This is a genomic window from Rheinheimera pacifica (genome assembly GCF_900108485.1).
In the GTDB taxonomy this organism is placed as follows: Bacteria; Pseudomonadota; Gammaproteobacteria; order Enterobacterales; family Alteromonadaceae; genus Alishewanella; species Alishewanella pacifica.
Genome location: NZ_FNXF01000004.1, coordinates 104896 through 130737 on the forward strand (window position 1 = coordinate 104896; position 25842 = coordinate 130737).

Genomic DNA, 25842 nt, shown 5'->3' on the forward strand with positions numbered 1-25842 from the left:
CCGGTGCTTATCCGACTACAAGCAGGCAGCCTGCCAGGCTGTATTGTTAGCTATTATTTGTAGCTACTTTCTATAACAACGATTCATAACTGCTATTCGGAGAAACAGCATGAGCCGCATGATATTTGTTAACCTGCCGGTAAAAGACTTAAAAGCCTCAATGGCGTTTTATACCGCATTGGGTTTTACTAACAACCCGCATTTTACTGACGACACCGCAGCCTGTATGGTTTGGAGCAAAGCAATAAACGTAATGCTGTTAACCCATGACAAGTGGCGCCAGTTTACCAACCGGCCTATTCCGGCAACAACCTCAAGCGAGGTAATGCTGGCGTTGTCGTGCGATAGCCGCGAAGCCGTTGATGCTATGAATAATGCTGCAAAGCAAGGCGGTACAGCAGATATTAACCCGGTTCAAGATTTAGGCTTTATGTACAGCCGCGCCTTAACCGATCCGGATGGCCATATCTGGGAACCGTTCTGGATGGACCCTGCCGCTATTCCGGCAGAATAATCCTGTTTCACTGCTTACGCCGTCAAAGCCCCCGCTGGCTGGTGGCGTAATTGTGCCTGCCAGTTTGTCTCTTTAAGGATACGCTGCTATAGTAAGCACATTGCGCTGAGTGTGGATTGCTATGCCAGAGATAGACGCCTTTTTGGGCCTTTCTTTCTGCTTGTATTTCTTTGATAACAAGCAGCATAAATTACCTCATATACACGTTAAGTATGGTGGCTATGAGGTCATTGTTGCGATTGAAACGGGCGAATGTCTGGAAGGGTATTTACCGAATAAACAGCGTAAACGGGCAGAGTGCCATATTGCAGCGCACCGTGCGCAATTAATGGATATGTGGCGCAAAGCGGTAAAAGGGCAAAATCCCGGGAAGTTGGAGGATTTATGTTAAAGATTATTGACGTAGATTGGATTGCTGATTATACACTTACGCTGAAATTCAATGACGGCTTTGAAGGTAAAGCTGATTTATCTGAGTATTTTTGTCGCCCTCCTTTTTCAACAATAACGAACTTTAAGAAATTCTCTTTAACCGCAGAAGGTTCTTTAAACTGGAGTGGAAATGAGCTGTCTGCTGCTACATTGCGCGATGCCACGCAGGGCGAATATAAGGCGTTAGACTTAAGCGTTAATGTTACGGAGATAGAGCAGGTGATTAAGCAAGCCTCCTGGGATTCCATGCAGGAAGGCCGGCCTGATATTTTGCAGGCGGCCATCCGCGCTTACGTTGAACAGTTTGGCCATAGTCAGGTAATTGCCAAAGCCGGTATTAAAAGCCGCACCAGTGCTTATCGTTCACTCAAACCACAAACCACACCAAGCTTTGCTACTCTGGTTCAGTTGGGGCATGCTGTGATTGAGTTGGCAAAAGATCGCATCCCTCCCACGCCTGCACTTAAGGTGTAAGGAGCTTTTCATGAGTAAAGTTGTAATTGTGACAGGTGGTGGGCGGGGGATTGGGGCTGCAACAGCTAAATTACTAGCCTCAAGCGGGTACCAGGTTTGTGTTAATTATCGTGCCAATGCTGAAAGTGCGAACGCAACGGTCAGCGCAATTACAGCATCGGGTGGTAAAGCATTTTCATTTCAGGCTGATGTATCCAATGAAAGTGATGTCATCGCCTTGTTTGATGCCACTGAAGCAATGTTCGGTGCCGTGACTCATTTAGTTAACAATGCGGGAATTCTACTACCACAATCTGGTTTTGCAGGCATTGATGTAGAGCGATTCAACAAAGTTCTGATATCTAATGTGACGAGCTGTTTTCTTTGCTCGCGTGAGTTTATAAAACGCACCAAATCACAGGGGGCTATCGTCAATGTGTCGTCAGCTGCTGCCCGAACCGGTGCACCATTTGAATACATCGATTATGCAGCATCTAAAGGTGCGATGGACTCTTTAACAAAAGGACTGTCGCTGGAAGTTGCAGCACAAGGTATTCGGGTTAATGCCGTCAGGCCGGGTTTTATTTATACAGAAATGCACGCAGATGGTGGTGAACCAAACAGAATTGATCGTTTATCGTCGCAGATCCCACTGCAGCGTGGCGGCACAGCTGATGAAGTAGCCAATGCGATAGTCTGGTTATTATCAGACGAGGCATCTTATGTTACCGGCTCTTTTATCGATTTAGCCGGTGGTAAATAAACAACGAGGCCATGATGTTTAAAGACGTACTAAATTTTTGGTTTAAAGAATTAGAGCCTAAGCAATGGTGGGTGTCAGAACCTGATTTTGACGCGCAGATTAAACAGCGCTTTTTGCCACTGTTGCAGCAGGCTGCAGCAGGCGAGTTATTTGGCTGGCGCGAAAGTGCTGCCGGGCGTTTGGCAGAAATTATTGTGCTGGACCAGTTTTCACGCAATATTTACCGTAATACCGCAAAAGCCTTTGCGCAGGATGCCATGGCGTTGGTGCTTGCACAAGAAGCTGTGGCTGTCAGTGCGCTGGCGCAGCTTAATGCCGATGAGCGTAATTTTTTACTAATGCCCTATATGCACAGCGAATCGCGGGTTATTCACCAGCAAGCACAAACGCTGTTTAAGCAATTTGCCCCGGTGGAGAATTATCAATTTGAGCTTAAACACAAAGTAATAATTGACCGGTTTGGCCGTTATCCGCATCGTAACGCCATTTTAGGCCGTACGTCGACAGCTGAGGAAATTGAGTTTCTTAAACAGCCTGGCTCGGGGTTTTAGCCCGGCCAGCGGTTAGGCTGGCGGCGGCTTGAAGTATGTTTCGCGGTTATTTAGCTGCTGTTAAACAGGCTACTATTTTGTGCCGAATTTCTCGTGCTCGCCAAGGTTCGGCTGCTCGCCTTTAACCTTCGCCTGCACTGTTTTAAACATTTTTACCATTGCGCTGCTGTCGCTGTCCCAATGCTCGCCTTTTTGTACTTTGATTTCCAACATACCGACATTGGGCGAGTCTTTACCGTCAGGAAACCAGGCTGCAACAAACGGGTTCCAATACTTATTGATCAGCGTTTTGTCGCGTGTAGCGCGACCAACGCCGGTCAGCGATACATATACCTGATGGTCAGCATCGGCGAACGTTAAACAAACATCGTGATCACGCTCTATTTCCAGCACTTTTTCCGTGGACAAATCGGTATAAAACCACAGTGTGCCGTCGTACTCGTCCTGCACTAACACCATAGGGCGGGCTCGTAACTCATCACCATGGCGGGTTGTCAGCATGGCAGTCTTTATCTGTTTGATAAGATGCCAGATTTTTTGTTTGTGCTCCGGGCTGGACATAATTCCTCCTGTTTATTTATCGGAATAAGGGTATTTTTCAACCGGCGCTAGTGTTTTAAAATCACATACAGCGCATGGATAATGCCGGGTATAAAGCCAAACAGCGTTAGCAAAATGCTAAGCCAGAAATGACCTTTAAGGCCTACTTCAAGAAAAACTCCCAGCGGTGGCAGGATTATTGCGAAAATGATTTTAATAGGATCGGTTGCGGTAACTGCCATAACAGGCTCCTTAGATAGTAAGTCAGATGCAGTGCTTGCCCGACTTTCTGTGCTCTGTTTCTCATTGCTCTATTTAATATAAGCACTATCTATGCCGTTTGTAATAAAGTGGTGTGGCGCAGCCTGCTGGATGCGGCAGTATTGCTCTGTGGGGCCTTTCGCGGCTGGGTTTTCGCCATTGCTACTGCAGGGGCGAGTTCGTTACGCTTAACAGACATTCCCCGGCGTGGTTACTCTGTGGCCCGAAGCAAAGCGCATAATTTATAGCGTAGTGTGCAAACTTTACCGGTATTTAAAATGCATAGTTCAGTGCAACGAAAAACAACAAGCCGGTCAACAGACCGGCTTGGGATTGTGAGGCAGCCAGATGCTATCAGGCTTTGCTGGCAGCAATATATTCGTCTACCAGTTGCTCTAATACATCCAGCGGTACCGCGCCGTTTTTCAGCACCACATCGTGGAACTGGCGGATATCAAACTTATCGCCCAGCTCAGATTTAGCTTTTTCACGCAGTTCGACAATTTTGATCATACCAATTTTGTAGGCGGTGGCCTGGGCGGGCATGACGATATAACGTTCTATGGCTTTTTCTACCGCGGTTTGCGTATTAGGCGTGTTATCCAACAGGTACTGTATCGCCTGATCACGGCTCCACTTTTTGGCGTGAATACCGGTATCTACCACTAAACGGCAGGCACGCCACAGCTCCATGGCTAAACGGCCAAAGTCTGAGTATGGGTCCTGATACAGGCCAATTTCTTTTGGTAGTAACTCGGTATACAAACCCCAGCCTTCAATGTAGGCGGTGTAGCTGCCAAAACGGCGGAACTTAGGCATGTCTTCCAGTTCTTGCGCTATAGCCAGTTGCATATGGTGGCCCGGGATACCTTCATGGTAAGCCAGTGCTTCCAACTCGTACTTGGGCATATCGCTCATGCGGTACAGGTTGGCGTAGTAAATGCCGGGGCGGCTGCCGTCCATCGACGGGCGTTGGTAAAACGCTTTACCAGCACTTTGCTCACGAAACGCTTCTACTGCTTTTACAATCATGTCAGCTTTGGGTTTTACTAAAAACAGCTCGTCCAGCCGGGTGCGCATATTATCAATAACCGCAGTGGCTTCTGCCAGGTAGGCGGCTTTGCCTGCTTCGGTATCCGGGTAGTAAAACTGCGGATCGGTTTGCATAAACTGGAAAAAGGCTTTTAAGTCACCGTCAAAGCTGGTTTTTTGCATAATAGCCTGCATTTCTGCATGGATACGGGCTACTTCATCCAGGCCGATCTGGTGTATTTCATCGGCTGTTAAATCGGTAGTGGTAATGCGCTTTAGCTCATCATTGTAAAATGCTGCGCCATCTTTAAACCGCCAGACACCGTCAACGGTATCGGCTTGTTGCTCCAGCGTATTTAAATAGCGGATTAAGCTGGTGTAGGCTGGTTTAACACTGGTTAACAGCGCTACTTTGGCCTCATCCATCAACAATTTTTTGCTGTGATCATCAATGTTAAGCTGGCTGACCTTTTTACTGAAATCGGCCAGTAAGGTACTGTCGGCACCGGTATCAAACGGCGCGCCTTTAATGACATTTTCACTGGCTGAGAGCACCAATGGGAACACAAATTTGGGCGGAATAATGCCAAGCTCAGCGCGTTTTTGCAGTTGCTCCTGCAGCTGATTAAACAACGCAGGTACGGCATTTAACCGGGCGACATAGGCTTTAGCGTCGCTTTCACTGCTAATACTGTGCTGGTTTATTAGCACTGACGGCACCTGCGAGTGGATACCAAACATCTGGTTAACCGGGTAGCTGTACAGCCGCCATTTGGCTTCATCCAGGGTTTGCTGCAGGTTTTGTTGCATCAACAGGTAGCTGATCCGGGTATTGTCGTCCAGTTTGCTGACATCAACGGCCTTTAACATGGTTAAATGCTGCTGGGTAAGGGCGATGTCTGCGTCAAAGTGGGCGTCGGATAAATCCTGCCATTTATCGTAGTCATCTTTAATGCCCAGCCGGGTTTGCCGGATCGGATCACGGCGCACTTCGTCCATAAATATTTGTTCAAACAAAGCATTGGCTTTATCGGATTCAGATTGGGTTACCACTGTTGCCGGTGGATTGCTGTGCTGCGGGCTTTGGCTTTGCTGCGGGCCACAGCCTGCCAGTAAAGCAGCAGTTATAGCAAGTGGCAGCAAGGCTTTGTGGGTAAAGGCGGTTTTCATATAGGTTCCTGTCTTATTGTTAGAGTAATGGTTTTATTCTACGCAACTGGTTACAGATGAAAAGACAGCGTATCGCAACGATAGGTTAATCAGGCCTAGATAAATAAGGTTAGTAAATCATTCAGGTAGCGTGCGCCTTTATCGGTAACCTGCCAGTGCGTGGCGCTCACGCTAAGCAGGCCTTTTTGCTCTGCATCGCTAATAGCGCTGGTAACCGTGCTAAGCGGCAAGCCGGTGTAAGCGGTAAAATCGGCTATCGGGCAGGGCTCCAGCAGGCGAAAGCGGTTCATAAAAAACTCAAATGGCCGATCGTCGGCCTCAACCTGTTCGCGGCTGTCCATATAGCCACGGCTGATATCCATATAGCCTTTGGGGTGCTTAATTTTCACGGTACGCAAAATAGCATTACGTGATGGCAGGGTAATTTTACCATGTGCACCGCAGCCTATGCCTAAGTAATCGCCGTAACGCCAGTAGTTCAGGTTATGTTTGCACTGATGGCCGGGTTTGCTATAGGCCGAAATTTCATACTGCTGGTAACCACTTTGCTGCAACAATGCCAGCCCCTGCTGCTGAATGTCCCACAGTGTATCGTCTGGTGGCAGTACCGGCGGGCGTGAGGCAAAGGCTGTGTTAGGCTCAATCGTCAGCTGATACCAGGACAAATGCGGCGGTGCTAAATCTATGGCTTGCTGTAAGTCGGCCAGCGCGCCGTTAACATCCTGCTGCGGCAGGCCGTGCATTAAATCAAGGTTAAAGCTGCCAAGGGGCAGATTCTGCGCCAACTTGGCAGCCCGTATGGCTTCGCCGCTATCATGAATACGGCCCAGCGCTTGTAATTGAGCCGTTTGAAAGCTTTGCACACCAATAGAAAACCGCGTTACGCCCGCCTGCACATAGCCGGCAAAACGCTCGGCCTCTACCGTGCCGGGGTTGGCTTCCATGGTGACTTCCATATCGGCGTCGCAGTTTAACCGCTGTTTTACTCCGGTTAAAATCTGGCCAATACCTGCGGCTGAAAATACGCTGGGCGTACCACCACCGATAAAAATGCTGCTTAAGTTACGCCCGGTTACTAAGGGTAAATCTTGCTCGAGATCGGCCAGCAGGTGGGCGATATATTCCTGCTCCGGAATACCTTGCTTTACCGCGTGCGAGTTAAAGTCGCAGTAGGGGCATTTTTGAATGCACCAGGGAATATGAATATACAGCGCCAGCGGCGGTAACTGCAGCGCCACGGTTAACGCGCCTGCAACTGGCTAAGCAATTGCGCCAGTGCTTTACCACGATGGCTAAGATGTTGTTTACGTCCGGGCGGCAGTTCTGCACTGGTGCAGCCTTCTGCAGCAATGTAAAACACCGGGTCGTAACCAAAGCCGGCATTGCCGGCCGGGGCCTGGGTAATTTCGCCATGCCATACGCCATGGCATACCAGCGGGGTTGGGTCTTCAGCGTGGCGTAAATACACCAGTACACAATGAAACTGCGCTGTGCGCTGTGCCGGTGGGATATCTTGTAATGCAGTTAGCAGTTTTGTGATATTAGCGGCATCGGTTGCCGCTTCACCGGCGTAGCGCGCCGAATAAATGCCCGGTGCGCCGCCCAGGGCGTCGACCGCCAGGCCAGAGTCATCAGCTATGGCCGGTAAACCGGTAACCAGCGCGGCATGGCGGGCTTTTAAAATAGCGTTTTCAATAAAGGTCAGGCCGGTTTCGTCTGCATCGGTTACGCCCAGTTCCGTTTGCGGCACTATCTGGTAGTAGTAAGGGGCCAGCATCTGCGACAGCTCTGCTACTTTGCCTTTATTGCCGGTAGCCAGCACAATTTGTTGTGTCATCGAAAGCTCTTCTTAATCTACGTAAAAGGTCTGGTCGAACGTTAATAGCTGCGACTCATTGCCACTGGCCACGGTTATTGTAAAGCTAAAACGCTGCTCGTGATAAAACGGCAACTGCGCCAGATAATATACTGCGTCACCTTCTACCACTTCGGTAAATTCCAGTTTACGCTGGCGGCCCTGTAAATCTTTGGCATTGCCGTTCAGGGCAACTTTTTGTGCCTGCTGGTTGTTTTTATCCAGTACAGAAATGTTAATAACTGCATTGTATTTACTACGTTGCAGCTGGTATTGCAGGGCTATTTCCGGTGTTAGCAGCGGGGCAGGAAAGGCAATATAATGTACGTCCCAGTTACCCAGTTGTTTTTTTTGTTCTGCCGCAGCGCTAAAGCTAACGGCAAAACCCAACAACAGGGCAATAATAATGCGGTTCATAGTTCACCTCGGTATGGGTTCAGGCGGTTAAGTATAGTGGTTTAAGCGCTTGCCAGCTGGTTTTTCACCAGCGGCGGCAACTGTTTCGGGGCAATAATCAGTACCGTTTTATGCCGCCCGGTTTCACCTTTTTCAATAACCACCTGTGATTTGGCAACAGCGAAGCTTTTGGCCAGAAACTTTTGCAAATGGGCGTTGGCTTTGCCATCTACCGGCGGCGCAGTAATGGCGATTTTAATTTCTTCGCCATAAAGCTCCACCCAGGCATCGCGGCTGGCTTTGGGCTGGATATACAGTTTTAACCGTATATCCGCCCCGCACTGAGTTACTGCAATCAAAAACCCGGAAACCAGTTACTAAACAGGATGTTTAAAAATTGCAGGCCAACCAGCACTACCAGTACCGATAAATCCAGCCCGCCCAGGGGTGGTAAAATATTACGCACCGGGCGTAATAATGGTTCGGTTAACTGGTGCATGACATGTTCTACCGGGCTACGGCCCTGGCTAAACCAGCTAAGCAGAGCGCGGATCACTAAAATCCAGAACAGCAAGGTAAGAATTTCTTTTATCAGAAAAATAACTGACAACACTAAACTGGGCACCAGCGCTATCTGGCCAAACTGAATAAGCTGCAGCACCAGCAATTTTACCAGCATAATGCTGTATGCCAGCACTAACGAGGCGGTGTCCAGCCGGCCAATGCTGGGAATAACTCGGCGCAATGGCAATACCAGCGGGTTGGTGGCTTTTACCACAAACTGGCTGAACGGGTTGTAAAAGTCGGCACGCACCAGTTGTAACCACAGGCGCAATATCATCACCATCAGGTACAGACTAAACGCAGTATCAATTAGAAATAACACAGCTTGCATCAGGTTCTCCGCATCTTAAATTATAACAACGATGAAAATTACAAACTCTGCGCCATTTCCTGCGCCCGTTTAATGGCGGCATACATGGCATCTGAAACCATTTTTTCAAGGCCCTGATTGGCAAAAGTGGTTACCGCTTCGTGCGTTGTGCCGCCTTTTGATGTGACCTGTGCGCGTAAATCAGCAAAACTGTGATCGCTATCCAGGGCCATGGTGGCGGCGCCGAGCGCGGTTTGCGCTACCATTTTTTTTGCCTGCGCCGCGTCGAAACCCAGTTGCTCTGCTACTTGCTGCATCGCTTGCATAAAAAAGAAAAAGTACGCCGGTGAGCTGCCGGTAACAGCAATAACATGGTCTATCTGTGCTTCGTTGTCTAACCAGACATTCATACCAGTGCCACTGAACATATGATCAACAAAGGCTTTTTCATAATTAGAGCAACCCTGTGGCAGCAAGCCGGTAACGCCTAAACCCACCAGCGACGGGGTATTAGGCATAGCACGCACCAGGCGGATATTACCCAGCCACTGCTGATAGCGCGCTACGGTAATACCGGCTGCCAGAGTAACAAACAGCTTTTCGGCTATTTCCGGTGCGGCGCTGATTAACACTTCGCACAGCTCCTGCATCATCTGCGGTTTTACCGCCAGCACGATAACGTCGGCTTTGGTTACAGCTTCAATGTTATCCAGTGTGGTTTGAATGCCAAAATCGGCGGCCAGTGCAGTGAGTTTAGGCTGGCTGCGGTTGGCGGCAATAATGTTTTGTGCCGGATAACCCGCGCGCACCATGGCGGCAATAACGCAGCGTGCCATATTGCCCGCGCCGATAAAGGCAACAGTATTGTCATTCATCTGTGTAGTCATTCCTTGTGGTAATCTCTTGCGCCAAAAATTGCGGTGCCCAATCGTATCATAGTTGCGCCATATCGCAGAGCCAAAGGCCAGTCATCCGACATACCCATAGATAATTCATCTGCCTGCGGGTAGTGCTGCTGCAGTGTTTGAGACAGTTGTGCCATAGCAGCAAAGGCCGGTTCGCTCATGCCCGGTGCCGGTATGGCCATTAACCCTTTTAACTGCAGCTGTGGCAGGCTACTTACGCCGGCTGCTAATTGCAGCATATCTGCCGCAGCAATACCGGCTTTGCTGGGTTCGTTACTGATATTAACCTGCAACAGCACTTTAAGCGGCCCCAGGGCAGCAGGGCGCTGGGCCGCTAAACGCTCAGCAATTTTAAGCCGGTCGATACTGTGTACCCAGTGTGCGGTTTCGGCTACCAGCCGGGTTTTGTTCGACTGCAACGGGCCGATAAAATGCCAGATAATATCCGCATAACTGCTTAATTGTGCTGCTTTTTCGGCTAATTCTTGCGGGTAGTTTTCAGCAAACTGGCGCTGCCCGGCCTGATAGGCTGCAACCACCGCAGATACCGGTTTGGTTTTACTTACAGCCAGCAATTGAGGCTTTATTTTTGCCTCTGGCAACGCCTGCCATTTTTCCGTCAGGTTCTGATAGGCGAGGTTAAGTTGTTCTGCTATGTTATTCATAAAGATTGGCAACGTGGAGTAGAAATTGTCATGGATATTACCGAATTATTAGCCTTTAGTGTGCAACATAAAGCGTCAGATTTACACCTTTCCGCCGGGGTGCCGCCATTAATAAGGGTTGACGGTGACGTGCGCAAACTGAATATTCCGCCGCTAACTCACAAAGACGTACATGCATTAGTGTACGAGATTATGACTGACAAGCAGCGTAAAGAATACGAAGAACACCTCGAAGCCGACTTTTCCTTTGAAGTGCCCAACCTGGCCCGGTTCCGGGTTAACGCCTTTGTGCAAAACCGTGGCGCGGCGGCGGTGTTTCGTACTATCCCCAGTGAAGTGTTAACACTGGAAGATTTAGGTGCGCCGGAAATTTTCAAAACCATTGCTGAAAACCCACGCGGTCTGGTACTGGTTACCGGGCCAACAGGCTCTGGTAAAAGTACCACATTGGCAGCGATGATTGACTACATTAATACCATGCGCCACGACCATATTCTGACGATAGAAGACCCGATTGAATTTGTGCACAATAATAAATCCAGCCTGATTAACCAGCGTGAAGTACACCGCGATACCCATAGTTTCAGCAACGCACTGCGCTCAGCCCTGCGCGAAGACCCTGATGTAATACTGGTAGGTGAATTACGCGATCTGGAAACGATTCGTCTGGCGATGACCGCCGCTGAAACCGGCCATTTAGTGTTTGGCACTTTACACACCACTTCAGCCCCTAAAACGATTGACCGTATTATTGACGTATTCCCCGGTGAAGAAAAAGATATGGTGCGCTCGATGTTGTCAGAGTCACTGCGCGCAGTTATTTCACAAACGCTGCTGAAAAAGGTGGGCGGTGGCCGTATGGCGGCGCACGAGATTATGATTGGGATACCGGCGATCCGTAATCTTATCCGCGAAGATAAAATTGCTCAGATGTATTCGGTGATACAAACCGGTGCATCGCATGGCATGCAAACCATGGATCAATGTCTGGTAAATCTGGTAAACCGGGGTTTGGTATCGCAAAAAGATGCCGCGGCCAAAGCACAGGACAAAAACACCTTTGGTGCCATGGGCAGGATATAAACGCTTATGCAGCTAGTTGATTTTTTGGAAGAAATGGTAGCCGTTAAAGCATCGGATATGTTTGTTACCGCCGGTATGCCGGTAGCTGCAAAGATAAACGGTGAAATGACGCCTATTGATGAAACACCCCTGACAGATGCGGCGTCATTAAAGCTGGTGCTATCGGCAATGAATGATAAGCAGCAGCAGGAGTTTATGAGCAGCAAAGAGTGCAACTTTGCTATTGCCAACGAGGCGGGCCGGTTTCGGGTGTCAGCATTTTGGCAACGTGACTGCGCTGGCATGGTGGTACGGCGTATTATTACCAAAATTCCTAACGTGGACGATTTAGGCCTGCCGCCGATCATGAAAGAAGTGATCATGTCCAAACGCGGCCTGGTACTGTTTGTCGGCGGCACCGGTACCGGTAAATCAACGTCACTGGCGGCTTTGCTGGGGTACCGTAATCGCAATTCCAAGGGCCATATTCTAACCATAGAAGACCCGATTGAGTTTGTGCACGAGCACCATAAAAGTTTAATTACCCAGCGCGAAGTGGGTATTGATACTGAATCATTTGAGGCTGCCCTGAAAAGCTCATTGCGCCAGGCACCGGACGTGATCTTAATTGGTGAGATCCGCAGTAAAGACACGATGGAATATGCGTTGTCGTTTGCCGAAACCGGCCACTTGTGTATTGCCACACTGCACGCCAACAATGCCAATCAGGCAATTGACCGCATTATGCATCTGGTGCCCAAAGAGATGCACCAGAAGTTGCTGTTTGATTTATCGTTAAATCTGCGCGGTATCGTTGCGCAGCAGCTTATTCCCACGGCAGATGGCCATGGCAGGCTGGCAGCCATTGAAGTGCTGCTGAATTCGCCATTAATTGCCGATTTAATTGCCCGTGGTGAAATGGGCGAGATTAAAGCGGTAATGACAAAATCCCGCGAACTGGGTATGCAAACCTTTGATCAGGCGCTGTACGATTTATATCAGCGTGGCCAAATTACCTACGCTGATGCTATTCACCATGCTGATTCGCCGAATGATTTACGTCTGATGATAAAGCTGCGCAGTGGTGATACTAAAGGGGCGGGGTTCCTGTCTGGTGTTACTATTGAAGGTTTTGAAAATAAAGATAATTAACCAGCCGTTGTTACAGTGAGGTCGCTATGAGCATTGCACAGATCATGACGCATCGCAGCAAACTGATCACCACCATGGCCGATGCCAGCCTGGCCTCACTGCGCGATGTATTTGCCAGGGCACGCTTTCAGCATGTACCGGTGGTGGATCACACCAACCGCCTTGTTGGCATAGTGTCGGTAAAAGATTACTTTCGTGAGCTCAGCCCGGTAATGGACGCCGCTAGTGATCCGGCTATCGGGCTGTTTATCCGTTCGCGCAAAGTGCATCAGGTTATGGTAAGCCCGGTGATTACTATCAGTGAAACTACCGGTGTAAAGCAGGCCGCCGCGTTGTTACTACAGCACAATATTAGCTGCCTGCCGGTAATCGATGAGTATAAGCATTTGCTTGGCCTGGTATCATGGAAAGACATACTGCGCGCCGCGCTGCACAAGCCGGCCAGTTAGCTGTTAACCGGCGCGCTGATAGCGCTTATGCAAAATAGCCACCCGTTCAACATAGGCCTGGGTTTCGGCAAAAGGCGGAATGCCGTTATAACGGCGCACATTACTGCTACCGGCATTGTAAGCCGCTAAAGCCAGCGGTAACTCACCATTATGTTGTTTTAACAGCTGGGCCAGATAACGGCTGCCGGCAGCAATATTGTGCTCTGGTGCACTGGCATCACTGATGCCAAGCTGCCTGGCGGTGTTGGGCATCAGTTGCATTAAGCCTACTGCACCTTTTCGTGATACAGCTGATGGGCGAAAAGACGATTCAGCATGAATAACCGCACGAATAAGCGCCGGGTCCAGTTGGTGTTCATCTGCGGCTTTGGCAATAAACTGATCAAAAGGCCGGGTATACAGTGGCACCGTATGCCAGTTAACTGTTGATCGCGGATCGCAGGCAAAGCAGTCAAACCGCATCACCTGAAAAGGCCGGTTTAGCGGCTGGCGATCGGAAAACATCGCAGTGCCATCGTTTTTAACTGACTTATATACTGCAATAGTCGGGGGAGTTTTTGTCTGCGCCTGCGGCCATGTAGTATTGTTGCTGTCTGGCGAAAGCTTAAGCTGCTTTTTTTCAGCTGTTTGCGGCTCAGCCGCCAGCATCAGGCTACAGCTTAAAGCAAACACAGCAATGGCAACACCGGCAGATGACAAAGCAACATCCATGCATAAATTAAGCGGACTGAAAGTAAAGCACTAAGCCGCAAAAAGCTCAAGCTATACCGGTTGATAAAAGCTTTAGCGGCTTTTATCCCGGTGCAACTGGCGGTTAATCCATAGCAGTACTGCTGCCACAATAACCACCACTACCGGTACACTGATACTTTGCCACTGCCTGGTATCCAGTTGTGGCAGCCAGTAACCCAGTGCATCAATGGCTTTGTCACTAAGCTGCACGGCGTAATAACTAATAGCCACCAGCGATAACCCTTCCACCATTTGCTGCATATTCAGCTGCAGTTTTGCCCGCTTATCCATTGACGCCAGCAACTGCTGGTTTTGTTGCTCCAGTTTTAAATTAATCCGGGTGCGCAGCAACTCAGTAGAGCGGCCTAAACGGCCAGATAATGCATGCTGGCGATATACCACCGATTCACTGGTACGAAATGCCGGTGTTAAGCGTCGCTCGGTAAAATCCTGCAATGACAACAAGCCCTCTATCGGCGTTTCGTTCAGGCTTCTGATCCGGTCCAGTGTTAGCTGGTAATAGGCGGCAGTGGCTTGCAGTCGCGAGCTGGTTTCGGCGATCAGGTGCTCAGTCTGGGCCGCCATGGTAGTAATTTCGTTGAGTAAATGCTCATCATCACTCAGGCGTAATTCTATACGCTGGGTAATATCTGACAGGCGCTGCTCCAGCATATTTAGTTTGCTCAGCGCCTGGCGCGATTGCGGCCAGCCCAGCAGTGATAATTTGCGGTAATTGCCAAGATCAAACAGCTGTTGCACTAAACGGCCCAGCGCTGCCGGGCTTAAGCCCTGATCCAGCAATAGCATACGGCCGGCACCTTCGGCATGTTTTTGAAAGTCGGTCCAGATGCGGGCTTTTTGCCCGGCCAGCATACTGCTGATGCAATTATCCGGGTTAAATAGCTGGTTGGTATCGGCAGAGCTTTTTAGCTGTGCCGGCGTGATGACACTTAGCTGAACTACACGGAAAATCTGGCCCGGAACATTATCCAGCCAGTTCTTCGCTGGCAGAAAATCCAGCGGATCATCAAATAGCTGCTTTTCACTACCACTTTGAATAAAGATATAGCTGGAAAACTCGCCATGTTTTTCAAACCGCAGGCTGCCGCCAAACAGTGGCAGGTTAATGTCGTGATCGGTTTCACTAAAATGGCTGCCTTGTTGGCTGGCCAGTTGTTGCATAAAGCTAAGTTCGCTGCTGCGCGAGGCCGGTGATACCGTAAGCATAAACTGGCACAGCCGGCTTGGTGCCGTTAACGCCGGGAAGGTGCGCTGTTGCAGTTCTTTATCCAGTACATCGCGCAGTGGATGGCTGCGGTTATGTAGTCCGGTCATAATAATGCTCCTGGATCTGAAGACACAAAACGGGAATGAGCACAAATACCGTTAGGTTAAGCAAAGCAGCTAATGTGCCAGTGCATTGGCCTGTGCCAGCTACAGAGTAATATGGGCCTAAATCATTGCTGTAAAATGATATTTTCTTTACGTCTTGGTGTAATGCAGGTTTCGGCAATACCTGGTGGCCTGGTGTTTGCCCTGAAATAACGCAGCCGCGGCATAATTCAGTGCGCACTCTGTTACCTTTAACGCTGGCGGCGGGTTACAATATTGCTCTTACCTTTTGTCTGTTCTGTCGGGTTTTAACTTTATGTCAATTGTGCTCAATCGTAATCTGGTTGTGGCGGTGGTCAGTGTGTTGCTGGCAATGCTGACTATTCAGTCTGGCGCTTCTATCGCCAAGCAATTGTTTCCGCTGATAGGCCCTGAAGGCACTACCGCGCTGCGGCTGGGGTTTTCTGCGCTGGTGCTGTGGCTGGTGTTCCGGCCATGGCGCAGCCTGCCAGCTAACCGGCGTGACTGGAACGCAATAGTGACCTATGGCCTGTGTCTGGGCGGTATGAATATTTTGTTTTACTTAGCTATTGCCCGTATTCCACTGGGTATTGGCGTAGCACTCGAATTTACCGGGCCTTTGGCTGTAGCGCTGTTTTTATCACGGCGTAAGCGCGATTTAATCTGGGTAGCCTGTGCCGTTGCCGGCATTTTATTGCTGCTGCCCGATATGCGTGGTACCGATGCGCTTGACCCCATCGGCGTGGTATTAGCACTTGGCGCAGGTGCGTGCTGGGCCGGCTATATTTTGTTTGGTAAACGCACCAATGCCCAGGCCTCTGGCGGCATTACGGTGGCACTTGGTATGACAGTGGCAGCTGCCTTTTTGGTGCCAATAGGTGCCGTTAGCCAGGGCATGGCACTGCTAAGCTGGCAAGTGCTGCCACTGGGGCTATTGGTGGGTATTTTATCCAGTGCTTTGCCTTACACGCTGGAAATGGTGGCACTGCGCAATATGACATCGCAAAACTTTAGTGTTTTTATGAGTATGGAGCCGGCAATAGCCGCGCTGGCAGGCTTTGTTATTCTGGCGGAGTTACTTACGCTATGGCAGTGGCTGGCAATTGGTCTGGTTATATTGGCATCGCTTGGCAGTTCAATAAGTTCAAAGCCGGATTAAACGGCAAAAGCTTGATCCAGCCCCAATTGAAGGGCTACCTTATGCGGTATAACTGCTAACCTGTTCTGATACGGAGACTGTTATGACCATTACCACTGTTGCCCAGTTAATGACGGCTGATCCTTTGTGTGTCACCCGGGAGGCCAGTTTAAAAGATGCGCATGATTTAATGCGCGGCAAAAATATCCGCCATATTCCTGTAATAGATGCCGATGGCATTTTGGTTGGCATGCTGACGCAAAAAATTATGATCGCTAAAGTAATGGGCTTAATGGCGCAGTTCGGTGCTACCGCGCTGGAGCGTAAAGAAAAACAGCAACTGGTAGCCGATATGATGGCCACCGATTTTGCTGCAGTAACGCCGGATCAATCGTTAAAAGAAGTGGCGGGCTTTTTCGTTAAAAACCGTCATGGCTGTATGCCGGTGGTGGATGAAAACAATAAACTGAAGGGCATACTGACTTCTTCAGATTTTGTCCGGTTAGCGGCGGAATTACTTGAAAAAGCAACTTAGACGATTGAACTCACTTTGGTGAGAATCGACTTGTTCTAAACAGACCGTTGACGGCATGGATGCCGGAATCGAGCCTACAGGGAGGTATTTACGGCGTGTCTGTGTGGACAAGTCGGTTCGACCCGGAGCTGTGAATGAAAAAGGGCCTTGCGGCCCTTTTTTACGGATGGTTACTTAACACCCATTTCTTTTAACAGGTTATCTGCGCCGTCCAGCTGCATTTGCCACAGCATAAAACGGTGATCTACCTGAATAGAGCGGGTGTTGTCCGGGTTGTAGTCCCAATCTGAAATGATGGAATCCAGCGTGCCGTCAAAGGCTAAACCTACCAGTTCGGCTTTGCTGTTTAATACTGCCGAGCCTGAGTTGCCGCCGGTAATATCCAGCGTAGCCAGGTAGTTTACCGGTACTGAATTTAAGCTTTCTACCTTGTACGGGCCATATTGCTTGGCTTTTATCGCATCCAGCTGTTTTTGCGGTGCATTAAATTCACCTTCGCCGGTTGCTTTGGCAGTAATACCGCGCAGCGTGGTAAAGGGAGCCCAGGCGTTGCCATCTTCATTGCCGTTTGCGCGGCCTTTTACATTACCGTAAGTTACCCGCAGCGTGCTGTTGGCATCCGGGTAAACTGCCTGGCCTTTAGACTGCATAAAGGCAATTTTGGCGCGCATATAGCTGGCATAGGCCTGCTGAATTTTACCGGCTAGCTCTTCTTCTTCGGCTTCACGTTTTAAATCGGTTTTATACAGTGCTACTGCAGCTTTAACAAAAGCATCGTTGCTTTGGGCAAATTGTTGCGGTGTGCTGTCCAGCAGGGCAGTACGTTTAGCCGGATCAGTTAAATCGCTGTTGGCGTACCAGCTGTCAATCAGGCTTTTTAGCTGCTCGTTGCTCATACCATCTTTAATGCCCATCGCTTTGTCAAAATCTGCGTTACGCTGTTTTTTTGGCAAAGTGGCGTATTTGCTCAGGTTGTGCAGGTCCAGCGCTTTTTCTACGCCAACATCCAGGTTGCGTTCCATGCCGGCAACAAAGGCTTTATAACGTGGAATATCGCGCTGCTGAAAGCCAGCTTTACGTTGAGCATCCGGTTTGGTGCTTTCCTGAGCCAAACGATACAGTGCGCGTGATGCTGCCAGCAGGCGCGGGGTAGCATTGTTTAGCAGGTAATTGGCACGCTCTTTGGTTTGGTTTTCTTTTAACAGTTTTTCTATTGCGGTTAAGTCTTTAGCGTAGGCTTTTTTATTGTCGCTGTTGCTGTTAACCCAGGCAGTAAGGGCTTGATGCTCTTGTGTTTTACGCTGTAAAAAGTCGCTTTGAGCAAAGCTGTCCAACATGCCCTGGCGGTTTTTCATATAGTTATTTAAGCCGGCAACACGGCTGGCATACTTTAATTCTGCATCTTTATTGCTGGCAGTTTCGCGGGCAATAATATCCAGCGTGTCTTTAAACTGCGCAACGGTATTGGGGTAAGCCCATTCAAAGGTGTCGCTGACTTCGCTGGGTAAACGGTGGCGGTTAGTGCGGCCGGGGTAACCCAGCGCCATGACAAAATCACCTTCTTTTAAGCCGTCTTTGGCCAGCGTTAAATGGTAATCCGGTTTATAGGGCACGTTATCTACGCTGTAATCTGCCGATTTACCCTCTGGGCTGACATAAGCACGGTAGAAACTGTAATCACCGGTGTGACGCGGCCACATCCAGTTGTCGGTGTCACCGCCAAATTTGCCGACACCTTCAGCCGGGGCATGTACTAAACGCACATCTTTAATTTCCAGTTGTTTAATCAGATAAAACTCTAAACTGCCGTAATAGGCCGCTACGGTGCAGCGGTGGCCTTCGTCTTTTTCGCAGCCAGCGATAATAGCTTTTTGGTTAGCTTCAATGGCATCTACGCGCTTTTTACCGCTTAATTTGGCGGTTTTGGCATCAATAACCTGGTCGGTAACGTTATCTACGGCTTTAGTAACAAAAATGCGGCTACCCGGTGCGGCGGCAACTTCATCGCCTGGCTGTTGGGCTAAAAAACCATTGGCCAGTAAGTCGTTTTCTGGTGTGGAGTTGTGCGCAATGCTGCCATAAACACAGTGGTGGTTAGTGGCAACCAAACCATTGGGTGACACAAAAGATGCTGAACAGCCGCCCAAACTGACAATAGCGGCAGCCGGAAATTCGGTTAATTTGCTTAAGTTAGCCGGGTCCAGTTCAAGACCAGCAGCTTTTAACTCGGTGGCAATTTGCGGCAGTTGTTGTGGCATCCACATGCCTTCATCAGCCATAGCGAAACTGCTGGCAAGCGCCAGCATCAGAATGGATTTTTTCATAAGTACTCTTTTATTTTAATTTTGACAGGAATATTACACGTAAGACGGCAGCTATAGTCGATGCCAGCGCGAACCTTGTCAATACTCAGCTAAAGCGGCTAATGCCGCTATGCGACAGTTATCGCGGTTCAAGCGTTGGGTGATAGAGGTGGCTTATTTATCGGAAAACCAACAAGGCTGATTCCGGCCCAGCCGCTTGGCTTGATACATAGCTGTGTCGGCCTGACGCAGTAGCTCATCACTATTGCTGTTACCCTGAAACAATACCAGGCCGATACTGCAGGCGCATTGATGCATATTGTTTTCAGACAACGGATAGGGGCGGGAAAGTACCTGGGTGATTTTGGTGGCAATTTGTTGCATATAGTGTTTGCTGCGTTCGGCATCCGTATCAATATCGCGTAGTAATACAATGAACTCATCGCCACCAAAGCGGGCTACGGTATCGGCCTGACGCACAGTACTCAGCAGACGTCTGGCTACGTCTGCCAGTAAGTTGTCACCTTTTTTATGGCCGTATATATCATTTACCGGTTTAAAGTTATCCAGATCGATAAACATTAAACCGCTGTATTTCTGGCCGCGTTGGCTTGATGCTATCGCCTGCAGTAAGTGTTCTTCCAATAAACGGCGATTGGCCAGGCCGGTGAGGTTGTCGTAAAACGCTAATCGCCGGATCTGTGCGGCACTAAGGCTACGGCTAATGGCCAACTCAGCCAGATTGCTATAGGCTTTTATAATATTAAGTTGCTCAGCTGAAGGGGTGGCCGGTTGATGATGGTAGATAGCAAAGGTACCCAGCACCTTACCCTGAGCATTTTTAACCGGCTGTGACCAGCAGGCTTTCACATCGGCCAGCTGTGCCAGCGCCTGGTAAGGTTGCCAGTATGGATGGGTGTTGATGTCTGTTACGATAACCGTTTCACCGGTAAAGGCTGCTGTACCGCAAGAGCCTACGCCCATGCCAATAGTTATGCCGTCTAATGTCTTATTGTATTTATCCGGTAACGATGGCGCTGCACCATGATGCAGAGCTTTACCATCTTCGTCCAGCAACAGAATTGAGCACAGCATTTCGGGGTGCAGCAGCTCTACCTGAGTCACCAGAGTGTGAAGTATGCTTTTTAGTTCGGTACCTTCGCTAATCTGGCTTAAAATTTGATTTTGGAGTAGTAACTCCTGCGTGTGCTGGGCTACCTGTAGTGTTGTTTGTTGCAGGTGCTGCTGATAGCGGGCATTTATCAGGCTGAGTTTTGTAATTTGTAGCGTCAGAGGGACCAGCATTTGCGTTATGCTATCGGGCTGGATTTCGCCCGCAGTTGCAATGTTCTGCCGTCGTTTGCCGATAAGCAAACTGGCAATATGTTCGCCGTCCAGCATTATTGGTGTAGCGTAACTTTGCTGGCAGAGTTCGGATGGTTGCGGTAAACCCAAGCGGGTATCTGGCCAGTCGGATGACGCCAGCACTTTGCCATATATATCTAGCAATGCCACAGGAAAGCCCATTAACTGCAGGATATTGCTAAATACGGTGTTAAGTGCGGAAAAATCAATAGCTGTAACCAGTTTACTGGCTGGTTCATTATCAAGTGGGTGGTGTGACAGTGCACTGCCGGTGGATACGTCCTGCATCTGGATCTGCTTAGCCTCGGCTTACATATACTGCGATTTAACCGTGATAAGGTTAACAGTGTAGTCAAGGTTATATATTACCGCCATCTTACCGTTAACTGATAAGAGTACACCAGCGGCAGTTTGCAAAGTTAACTGCCGCTGGTTGTTGTGGCGGTATGTTATTTATGCCGCTGTTGCAGTACGTTAATTACATCGTTCAGTTCCAGCTTTTGGCTGCGTAGCAGTACCAGCAGGTGGAAAATTAAATCAGCCGCTTCGTTAGCCAGCTCTTCTTTATCACCTGCCATGGCGGCCAGAGCAGATTCAACGCCTTCTTCGCCCACTTTTTGCGCTATGCGTTTTACGCCTTTGGCAAATAAGCTGGCGGTGTAGCTACTGGCAGGATCAGCGCCTTCACGCTGTTTTATCACTTGCTCTAAGTCATATAAAAACGCCAGTTGCGGGCTGTTGGCGCTATTGTCGTGCCAGCAGGTTTCGGTACCCACATGGCAGGTGGGGCCTTGTGGCAGAGCCAGCACTAAAATGCTGTCGGCATCGCAGTCGCTGTCGATGCTAACCAGTTGGAGGGTATGGCCGGAGCTTTCGCCTTTGGTCCACAGCCGCTGTTTGCTGCGGCTGTAAAAGGTCACATTGCCGCTTTGTAGCGTATGCTGTAACGCCTCTGGGTTCATATAGCCCTGCATCAGTACTTTGCCGGAGATGGCATGCTGCACTATGGCTGGCAGTAGTTGGTTATCGGGCCAGCTTAGCGCTTTAATTTGTTCTTCGTTCATAAGTAACCTTTTATCATGGCCGGATACTAATACCATCAGCAATCAGTTTGGCTTTTAACGCTGCTATCTCAATTATACCTTTGTGAAACACGCTGGCCGCCAGGGCGCCGTCTACATCTGCCTGGTTAAACACATCGGTAAAATGCGCCATAGTACCGGCGCCACCACTGGCAATTAGCGGCACTGTGCAAATATCGCGGATGCTTCTTAACTGGGCAATATCATAACCCTGGCGCACTCCGTCCTGATTCATGCAGTTAAGTACAATTTCTCCGGCACCCCGTTTTAGCACCTCGGCCACCCAATCACGGGTAAGCCATTGCGTTTTCTGGGTCCGGCTTTCATCACCGGTAAACTGGTATACCTGATACTGGCCACTGGCAACGTCAAAAAAACTGTCGATACCCACCACCACACATTGCTGGCCAAAATGGTGGTTCAGCTCGTTAATTAACTCGGGCCGGGCCAGCGCCGGGCTATTCACCGAAATTTTATCGGCGCCCATTTCTAAAATCTTCCCGGCATCGGCCACCGTTTTAATACCACCGGCGACACAAAACGGAATGTCGATCACTTCTGCTATACGGCGTACCCAGCTTTTATCCACCACGCGGCCATCGCTTGATGCAGTAATGTCATAAAACACCAACTCGTCGGCGCCGGCTTGTGCATAGCGCTGTGCCAACGGCACTATATCGCCGATAATTTCATGGTTACGAAACTGTACACCTTTAACCACTTTACCATCGCGTACATCCAGACAAGGAATTAACCGTTTTGCCAGCATGCTATGGCCTCCTGCAAAGTAAACTTACCTTCCAGTAAGGAGCGTCCCAAAATAACCCCGGCGACACCACTGCCAATTAAAGCGCGGATATCATCCAGCGAGCCAATACCACCTGAAGCCTGCCACTGAATTTGCGGATAGTTAGCCGCCAGCTCTTTATAAAGCTGCACGTTAGAGCCACTCAAGGTGCCGTCTTTGCTGATATCAGTACAGAGCACATGCTGAGCACCAGCGTTGATATAGCCGTCCAGCACTTGCTCCAGCGTAATGTCAGATTGCTCTATCCAGCCATGTGAGGGCAGGGTTTTCTCACCTTTTTCATTGATGGCAACATCCAGCGCCAGCACAATTTGCTCGCCGCCGTATTTACGCACCCAGCTTTGTACCAACTTACTTTGCCGGATAGCTAAACTGCCAATCACAACCCGGCCGGCACCGGCGTCGAGTAAGTCAATTAAGTCTTGCTCACTGCGCACACCGCCGCCCACCTGAATATGCAGCGGGGCGGCGGTCATCAGCTCAGTTAATAATGGCAACTGACGTTTACTGGCATCTTTGGCACCGGATAAATCAACAATATGCAACCAATCGGCACCGGCCTGGGCATATTGGTTACGTAGGTTAATAGCTCTGAAAGCGTATTCAGTTGTATTGTCATAGCGGCCCTGATAAAGCCTAACCACATTACCGTCAATAAGATCGATTGCCGGAATAATCATAACTGCCACTCCAGAAAGTTCTGTAATAAACGCGCGCCGGTTTTGCCCGATCGTTCGGGGTGAAACTGGGCACCGGCAACATTATCTTTGCCAATCACTGCGGCAAAGTCGCTGCCATAATGGCAGAGCGCAAGTGAATACCGGCTGGATGCAACAGCAAAACTATGAACAAAATACACATAGTCTGTTTCGGTAAAACCACGCATCAGAGCATGGTTGCCGATATTTTTCAGCGTATTCCAGCCCATATGTGGCAGGCGCAAACCCGCGCTTTGCATTGGCAGCACTTCACCGGGAATAAGGTTTAAACAAGCTACATTGCCTTCCATGCTGTGGCCGGTTAGCAGTTGCATACCCAAACAAATACCCAGCAGCGGCTGCTGCAGGCTCTGCAGCGTATCAATCAGTTCAGCCTGTTGCAGCTTGGCCATGGCGTTGTGCGCCGTGCCTACGCCCGGCAGCAGTACCTTGTCTGCCGCTTTAATCAGCTTGGCATCGCGGCTGATGGTGGCGTCTACGCCTAAGCGTTTAAAGGCAAAATACACCGAGCTGATATTGGCGCAGCCGGTATCAACAATCACCAGTTGCATTACAATACCCCTTTTGAGCTGGGCAGCGCTTCGCCAGATACGGTAATGGCCTGGCGCAGCGCACGGCCAAAGGCTTTAAACAGGCCTTCTACCTTGTGGTGTTTATTGCCTTCGGTGATGCTTAAGTGCAGTGTCATTAGCATGGCATCACTTATTGATCTGAAAAAGTGCGGCACCATCTCCAGTGTTAAACCGCCAACGGCGCCTTCACCCAGCTCGCCATTAAATACAAACAGCGGCCGGCCGGATAAATCCAGTACACATTCGGCGCGGCACTCATCCATTGGCAGCACAAAGCCAAAGCGGTTAATACCACGCTTGTTGCCCAGCGCCTGCTTTAATGCCTGGCCCAGTGCCAGCGCGGTGTCTTCCACGCTGTGGTGATCGTCAATATGCAAATCGCCAGTCACTTTTACCTGCAGTGAAAAACCGCCGTGGGTGGCAATTTGCTCCAGCATATGGTCGAAAAAACCGACACCGGTGCCAAAGTGGTTATTGCCGCTGCTGTCCAGATCCACCGAAATTTCGATATCAGTTTCGCGCGTGGTACGGCGCACTGTGGCTTTGCGGCCGCGGCTTAACAGCCGTTTAGTAATTTCCTGCCAGCCCAGATTATCGCGGTTGTAGTGAAACGATGGCAGGCCCATATTTTCTGCCAGCTGCACATCGGTTAGCCGGTCGCCAATCACATAAGAGTTGGTAAAGTCGATTTTGCCCTGCTGCAGATAGTCTTTTACCAGCTCCAGCTTCGGTTTGCGGCAGCTGCAGTTATCACGCTCAAAGTGTGGGCAAATCAATACGTCGTCAAAGTTAATGCCTTGCGAGGTAAGCAATTGCATCATTTTGTCGTGCGGCGCATCAAAGGTTGCGCGCGGGAAACTGTCGGTACCCAAGCCATCCTGATTGGTTACCATTACCAAACGGTAACCGGCGGCCTGTAGTTTTAATAACGCTGGCACTAAACCCGGCTCGTAGGCCAGTTTTTCCAGGCTATCGAGCTGCTTGTCAATCGGTGGCTCTTCTACCATGGTGCCGTCGCGGTCAATAAATAAAATAGGTTGGCCACTCATGCGCGTTCTCTCTGTGCTGTTTGTTGAAATGATGCCTGTTGCCGGGTTGCAGGCGCATTAAAGTAGTCGTCCATTACGCTGTATAATGCCTGCATTTCAGCCGGGCTGCCGATAGACACCCGCACCACCTGCGACAAGCCCAACTGGCTGGACTGATTACGAATTAAAATACCTTGCTGCGCCAGCGCTGCGACGCAGGCTGCCGCGTCGTCTACCTGCAGCAATACATAGTTGGCATTGCTGGGCCACACTTTATTAATGCCGCTGCGCTGCCTGGCATAAGCGATAAACTCGGCCCGCAACGTGTTTATCGTGGTTACCGTGGTTTGCATCAGCGCGACAGACTCTGCCGTTAACGCTTGCGCGGCAATTTGCGCCACCGGCTCGGCCAGCGGGTAGGGCGCGATCATTTGTTTTAGCGCATTAATAATATCCGGCGCTGCCAGCGTAAAACCGCAGCGCAGGCCCGCCAAAGCAAAGGCTTTAGACAGCGTGCGCAGTATCACTAAATTCGGATATTGCGGCAGTAAATCAACCACTGATGCTTGCGGCGCAAATTCAATATAGGCTTCGTCCAGCACCACTAAAGCGCTGTCTTTGTAGTGTTCCAGCACGGCGATGATTTGCTCGCGCGGGATTAGATCGCCGGTTGGGTTATTCGGGCTGCAAATAAACACCAGTTTGGGCGTGGTAGAAAATAACGCGGCTAAATCCAGCGTAAAATCGGCGGTGAGCGGCACTATATTTACCGGCACCTGGTTACTTTGCGCGCTGATGGCATACATGCCATAAGTAGGCGGGCAGATACTGATGCTGTCTTGTTTCGGCTCGCAAAAGCTGCGGATCAAAAGCTCAATGCCCTCATCAGCACCGCGGCTTACCAATACCTGCTCTGGTGTTACACCGGCATAAGCCGCATAGCTGTCAATCACCGCTTTGGGCTGGCACGACGGATAGCGGTTAAAACTGCCGCTAAGCTGATACTCCGGCGCCAGCGCGTTTTCATTGGCATTCAGCCAGATGGCACCGCCGCTCATGCTGCTGCGGGCAGAGGCATAAGGCACTATGGCTTTTACTGCATCACGTGCCAGGGTATTAATACTGTTGCTCAT

Annotated in this window: 30 protein-coding genes; 10 read left to right on the forward strand and 20 right to left on the reverse strand. The window is 49.8% G+C overall.

Translation table 11 applies throughout. The features are described from left to right. Positions 1-109 precede the first annotated feature (109 nt). From BLW68_RS06915 to BLW68_RS06935, 5 genes are all read left to right on the forward strand, one after another. The gene (locus tag BLW68_RS06915; protein WP_092791677.1) at positions 110-514 is read left to right on the forward strand and encodes a VOC family protein; all 405 of its coding nucleotides are present in this window, start codon (positions 110-112) and stop codon (positions 512-514) included. 121 nt (positions 515-635) lie between these two features. Continuing rightward, positions 636-905, forward strand: coding sequence for a type II toxin-antitoxin system toxin DhiT (gene dhiT / locus BLW68_RS06920; RefSeq protein ID WP_177172178.1), 270 nt, complete (start codon positions 636-638; stop codon positions 903-905). Beyond that, positions 899-1420 (forward strand): type II toxin-antitoxin system antitoxin DhiA, encoded by a 522-nt coding sequence (gene dhiA, locus BLW68_RS06925; protein ID WP_092791680.1) that lies wholly within the window; start codon positions 899-901, stop codon positions 1418-1420. The genes dhiT and dhiA overlap by 7 nt, the downstream gene beginning before the upstream one ends. A 10-nt stretch (positions 1421-1430) precedes the next feature. After that, a complete protein-coding gene (locus BLW68_RS06930) occupies positions 1431-2162 on the forward strand; it encodes an SDR family oxidoreductase (protein WP_092791683.1) in 732 nt (243 codons plus the stop codon). 11 nt (positions 2163-2173) lie between these two features. After that, positions 2174-2713, forward strand: a complete 540-nt coding sequence (locus BLW68_RS06935) for a DUF924 family protein (protein ID WP_218141324.1) — start codon at positions 2174-2176, stop codon at positions 2711-2713. A gap of 72 nt (positions 2714-2785) precedes the next feature. Here the strand turns inward: BLW68_RS06935 and BLW68_RS06940 are convergent, their stop codons facing one another. From BLW68_RS06940 to BLW68_RS06985, 10 genes are all read right to left on the reverse strand, one after another. Beyond that, positions 2786-3274 carry a pyridoxamine 5'-phosphate oxidase family protein gene (locus tag BLW68_RS06940; protein WP_092791685.1) on the reverse strand — a complete coding sequence of 163 codons (489 nt, stop codon included), beginning with the start codon at positions 3272-3274 and terminating at the stop codon, positions 2786-2788. Between the two features lie 47 nt (positions 3275-3321). Then, positions 3322-3495, reverse strand: a complete 174-nt coding sequence (locus tag BLW68_RS06945) for a YqaE/Pmp3 family membrane protein (RefSeq protein ID WP_092791688.1) — start codon at positions 3493-3495, stop codon at positions 3322-3324. 373 nt (positions 3496-3868) lie between these two features. Then, positions 3869-5716 carry a DUF885 domain-containing protein gene (locus BLW68_RS06950; RefSeq protein WP_092791691.1) on the reverse strand — a complete coding sequence of 616 codons (1848 nt, stop codon included), beginning with the start codon at positions 5714-5716 and terminating at the stop codon, positions 3869-3871. 95 nt (positions 5717-5811) lie between these two features. After that, entirely contained in the window at positions 5812-6954 is a 1143-nt protein-coding gene (gene hemW / locus BLW68_RS06955; protein ID WP_092791694.1) for a radical SAM family heme chaperone HemW, read from the reverse strand. Positions 6955-6956: 2 nt separating this feature from the next. Further along, a complete protein-coding gene (gene rdgB, locus BLW68_RS06960; protein WP_092791697.1) occupies positions 6957-7553 on the reverse strand; it encodes an RdgB/HAM1 family non-canonical purine NTP pyrophosphatase in 597 nt (198 codons plus the stop codon). A gap of 12 nt (positions 7554-7565) precedes the next feature. After that, positions 7566-7988, reverse strand: a complete 423-nt coding sequence (locus tag BLW68_RS06965) for a DUF4426 domain-containing protein (RefSeq protein ID WP_092791699.1) — start codon at positions 7986-7988, stop codon at positions 7566-7568. Positions 7989-8029: 41 nt separating this feature from the next. Next, complete coding sequence (gene yggU / locus BLW68_RS06970) at positions 8030-8326, reverse strand: DUF167 family protein YggU (protein WP_092791701.1); 297 nt, start codon at positions 8324-8326, stop codon at positions 8030-8032. Then, entirely contained in the window at positions 8323-8862 is a 540-nt protein-coding gene (locus BLW68_RS06975; protein WP_092791703.1) for a YggT family protein, read from the reverse strand. Before BLW68_RS06975 ends, yggU begins: the two co-directional genes overlap by 4 nt. Positions 8863-8900: 38 nt before the next feature. Next, positions 8901-9716, reverse strand: a complete 816-nt coding sequence (gene proC, locus BLW68_RS06980) for a pyrroline-5-carboxylate reductase (RefSeq protein ID WP_092791705.1) — start codon at positions 9714-9716, stop codon at positions 8901-8903. A gap of 8 nt (positions 9717-9724) precedes the next feature. Beyond that, entirely contained in the window at positions 9725-10411 is a 687-nt protein-coding gene (locus BLW68_RS06985) for a YggS family pyridoxal phosphate-dependent enzyme (protein ID WP_092791707.1), read from the reverse strand. A 30-nt stretch (positions 10412-10441) separates the two neighbouring features. Between BLW68_RS06985 and BLW68_RS06990 the strand changes: the two genes are divergently transcribed. From BLW68_RS06990 to BLW68_RS07000, 3 genes are read left to right on the forward strand one after another with little or no spacing between them, the layout of a single operon-like run. Next, positions 10442-11494: a type IV pilus twitching motility protein PilT gene (locus tag BLW68_RS06990; RefSeq protein WP_068230172.1), complete on the forward strand. Its 1053-nt coding sequence runs from the start codon at positions 10442-10444 to the stop codon at positions 11492-11494. 6 nt (positions 11495-11500) lie between these two features. Further along, positions 11501-12625: a PilT/PilU family type 4a pilus ATPase gene (locus tag BLW68_RS06995; protein WP_092791709.1), complete on the forward strand. Its 1125-nt coding sequence runs from the start codon at positions 11501-11503 to the stop codon at positions 12623-12625. 26 nt (positions 12626-12651) lie between these two features. Further along, positions 12652-13074, forward strand: a complete 423-nt coding sequence (locus BLW68_RS07000) for a CBS domain-containing protein (RefSeq protein ID WP_092791711.1) — start codon at positions 12652-12654, stop codon at positions 13072-13074. Between the two features lie 3 nt (positions 13075-13077). Here the strand turns inward: BLW68_RS07000 and BLW68_RS07005 are convergent, their stop codons facing one another. Continuing rightward, entirely contained in the window at positions 13078-13773 is a 696-nt protein-coding gene (locus tag BLW68_RS07005; RefSeq protein ID WP_245728291.1) for a lytic transglycosylase domain-containing protein, read from the reverse strand. A gap of 84 nt (positions 13774-13857) precedes the next feature. Next, complete coding sequence (locus BLW68_RS07010) at positions 13858-15141, reverse strand: DUF3422 family protein (protein WP_092791713.1); 1284 nt, start codon at positions 15139-15141, stop codon at positions 13858-13860. A gap of 313 nt (positions 15142-15454) precedes the next feature. On the opposite strand from BLW68_RS07010, the gene BLW68_RS07015 reads away from it, so the two are divergent. Next, complete coding sequence (locus BLW68_RS07015) at positions 15455-16318, forward strand: EamA family transporter (RefSeq protein WP_218141325.1); 864 nt, start codon at positions 15455-15457, stop codon at positions 16316-16318. 82 nt (positions 16319-16400) lie between these two features. Continuing rightward, positions 16401-16832 (forward strand): CBS domain-containing protein, encoded by a 432-nt coding sequence (locus tag BLW68_RS07020; protein ID WP_092791715.1) that lies wholly within the window; start codon positions 16401-16403, stop codon positions 16830-16832. 170 nt (positions 16833-17002) lie between these two features. Here BLW68_RS07020 and BLW68_RS07025 read toward each other — a convergent pair whose 3' ends face one another. The 8 genes from BLW68_RS07025 to hisC form a co-directional block, all read right to left on the reverse strand. Further along, a complete protein-coding gene (locus BLW68_RS07025; RefSeq protein WP_092791717.1) occupies positions 17003-19156 on the reverse strand; it encodes a S46 family peptidase in 2154 nt (717 codons plus the stop codon). A 153-nt stretch (positions 19157-19309) separates the two neighbouring features. Next, complete coding sequence (locus tag BLW68_RS07030) at positions 19310-20788, reverse strand: sensor domain-containing diguanylate cyclase (protein WP_092791719.1); 1479 nt, start codon at positions 20786-20788, stop codon at positions 19310-19312. Between the two features lie 161 nt (positions 20789-20949). Continuing rightward, a complete protein-coding gene (gene hisIE / locus BLW68_RS07035; RefSeq protein WP_092792146.1) occupies positions 20950-21564 on the reverse strand; it encodes a bifunctional phosphoribosyl-AMP cyclohydrolase/phosphoribosyl-ATP diphosphatase HisIE in 615 nt (204 codons plus the stop codon). 13 nt (positions 21565-21577) lie between these two features. Next, a complete protein-coding gene (hisF, locus tag BLW68_RS07040) occupies positions 21578-22351 on the reverse strand; it encodes an imidazole glycerol phosphate synthase subunit HisF (RefSeq protein WP_092791721.1) in 774 nt (257 codons plus the stop codon). After that, a complete protein-coding gene (gene hisA, locus BLW68_RS07045) occupies positions 22333-23070 on the reverse strand; it encodes a 1-(5-phosphoribosyl)-5-[(5-phosphoribosylamino)methylideneamino]imidazole-4-carboxamide isomerase (RefSeq protein WP_092791723.1) in 738 nt (245 codons plus the stop codon). The genes hisF and hisA overlap by 19 nt, the downstream gene beginning before the upstream one ends. After that, a complete protein-coding gene (gene hisH, locus BLW68_RS07050) occupies positions 23067-23660 on the reverse strand; it encodes an imidazole glycerol phosphate synthase subunit HisH (RefSeq protein WP_092791725.1) in 594 nt (197 codons plus the stop codon). The genes hisA and hisH overlap by 4 nt, the downstream gene beginning before the upstream one ends. Beyond that, entirely contained in the window at positions 23660-24730 is a 1071-nt protein-coding gene (hisB, locus tag BLW68_RS07055; RefSeq protein WP_092791727.1) for a bifunctional histidinol-phosphatase/imidazoleglycerol-phosphate dehydratase HisB, read from the reverse strand. Before hisB ends, hisH begins: the two co-directional genes overlap by 1 nt. Next, positions 24727-25842, reverse strand: a complete 1116-nt coding sequence (hisC, locus tag BLW68_RS07060; protein ID WP_092791729.1) for a histidinol-phosphate transaminase — start codon at positions 25840-25842, stop codon at positions 24727-24729. The genes hisB and hisC overlap by 4 nt, the downstream gene beginning before the upstream one ends.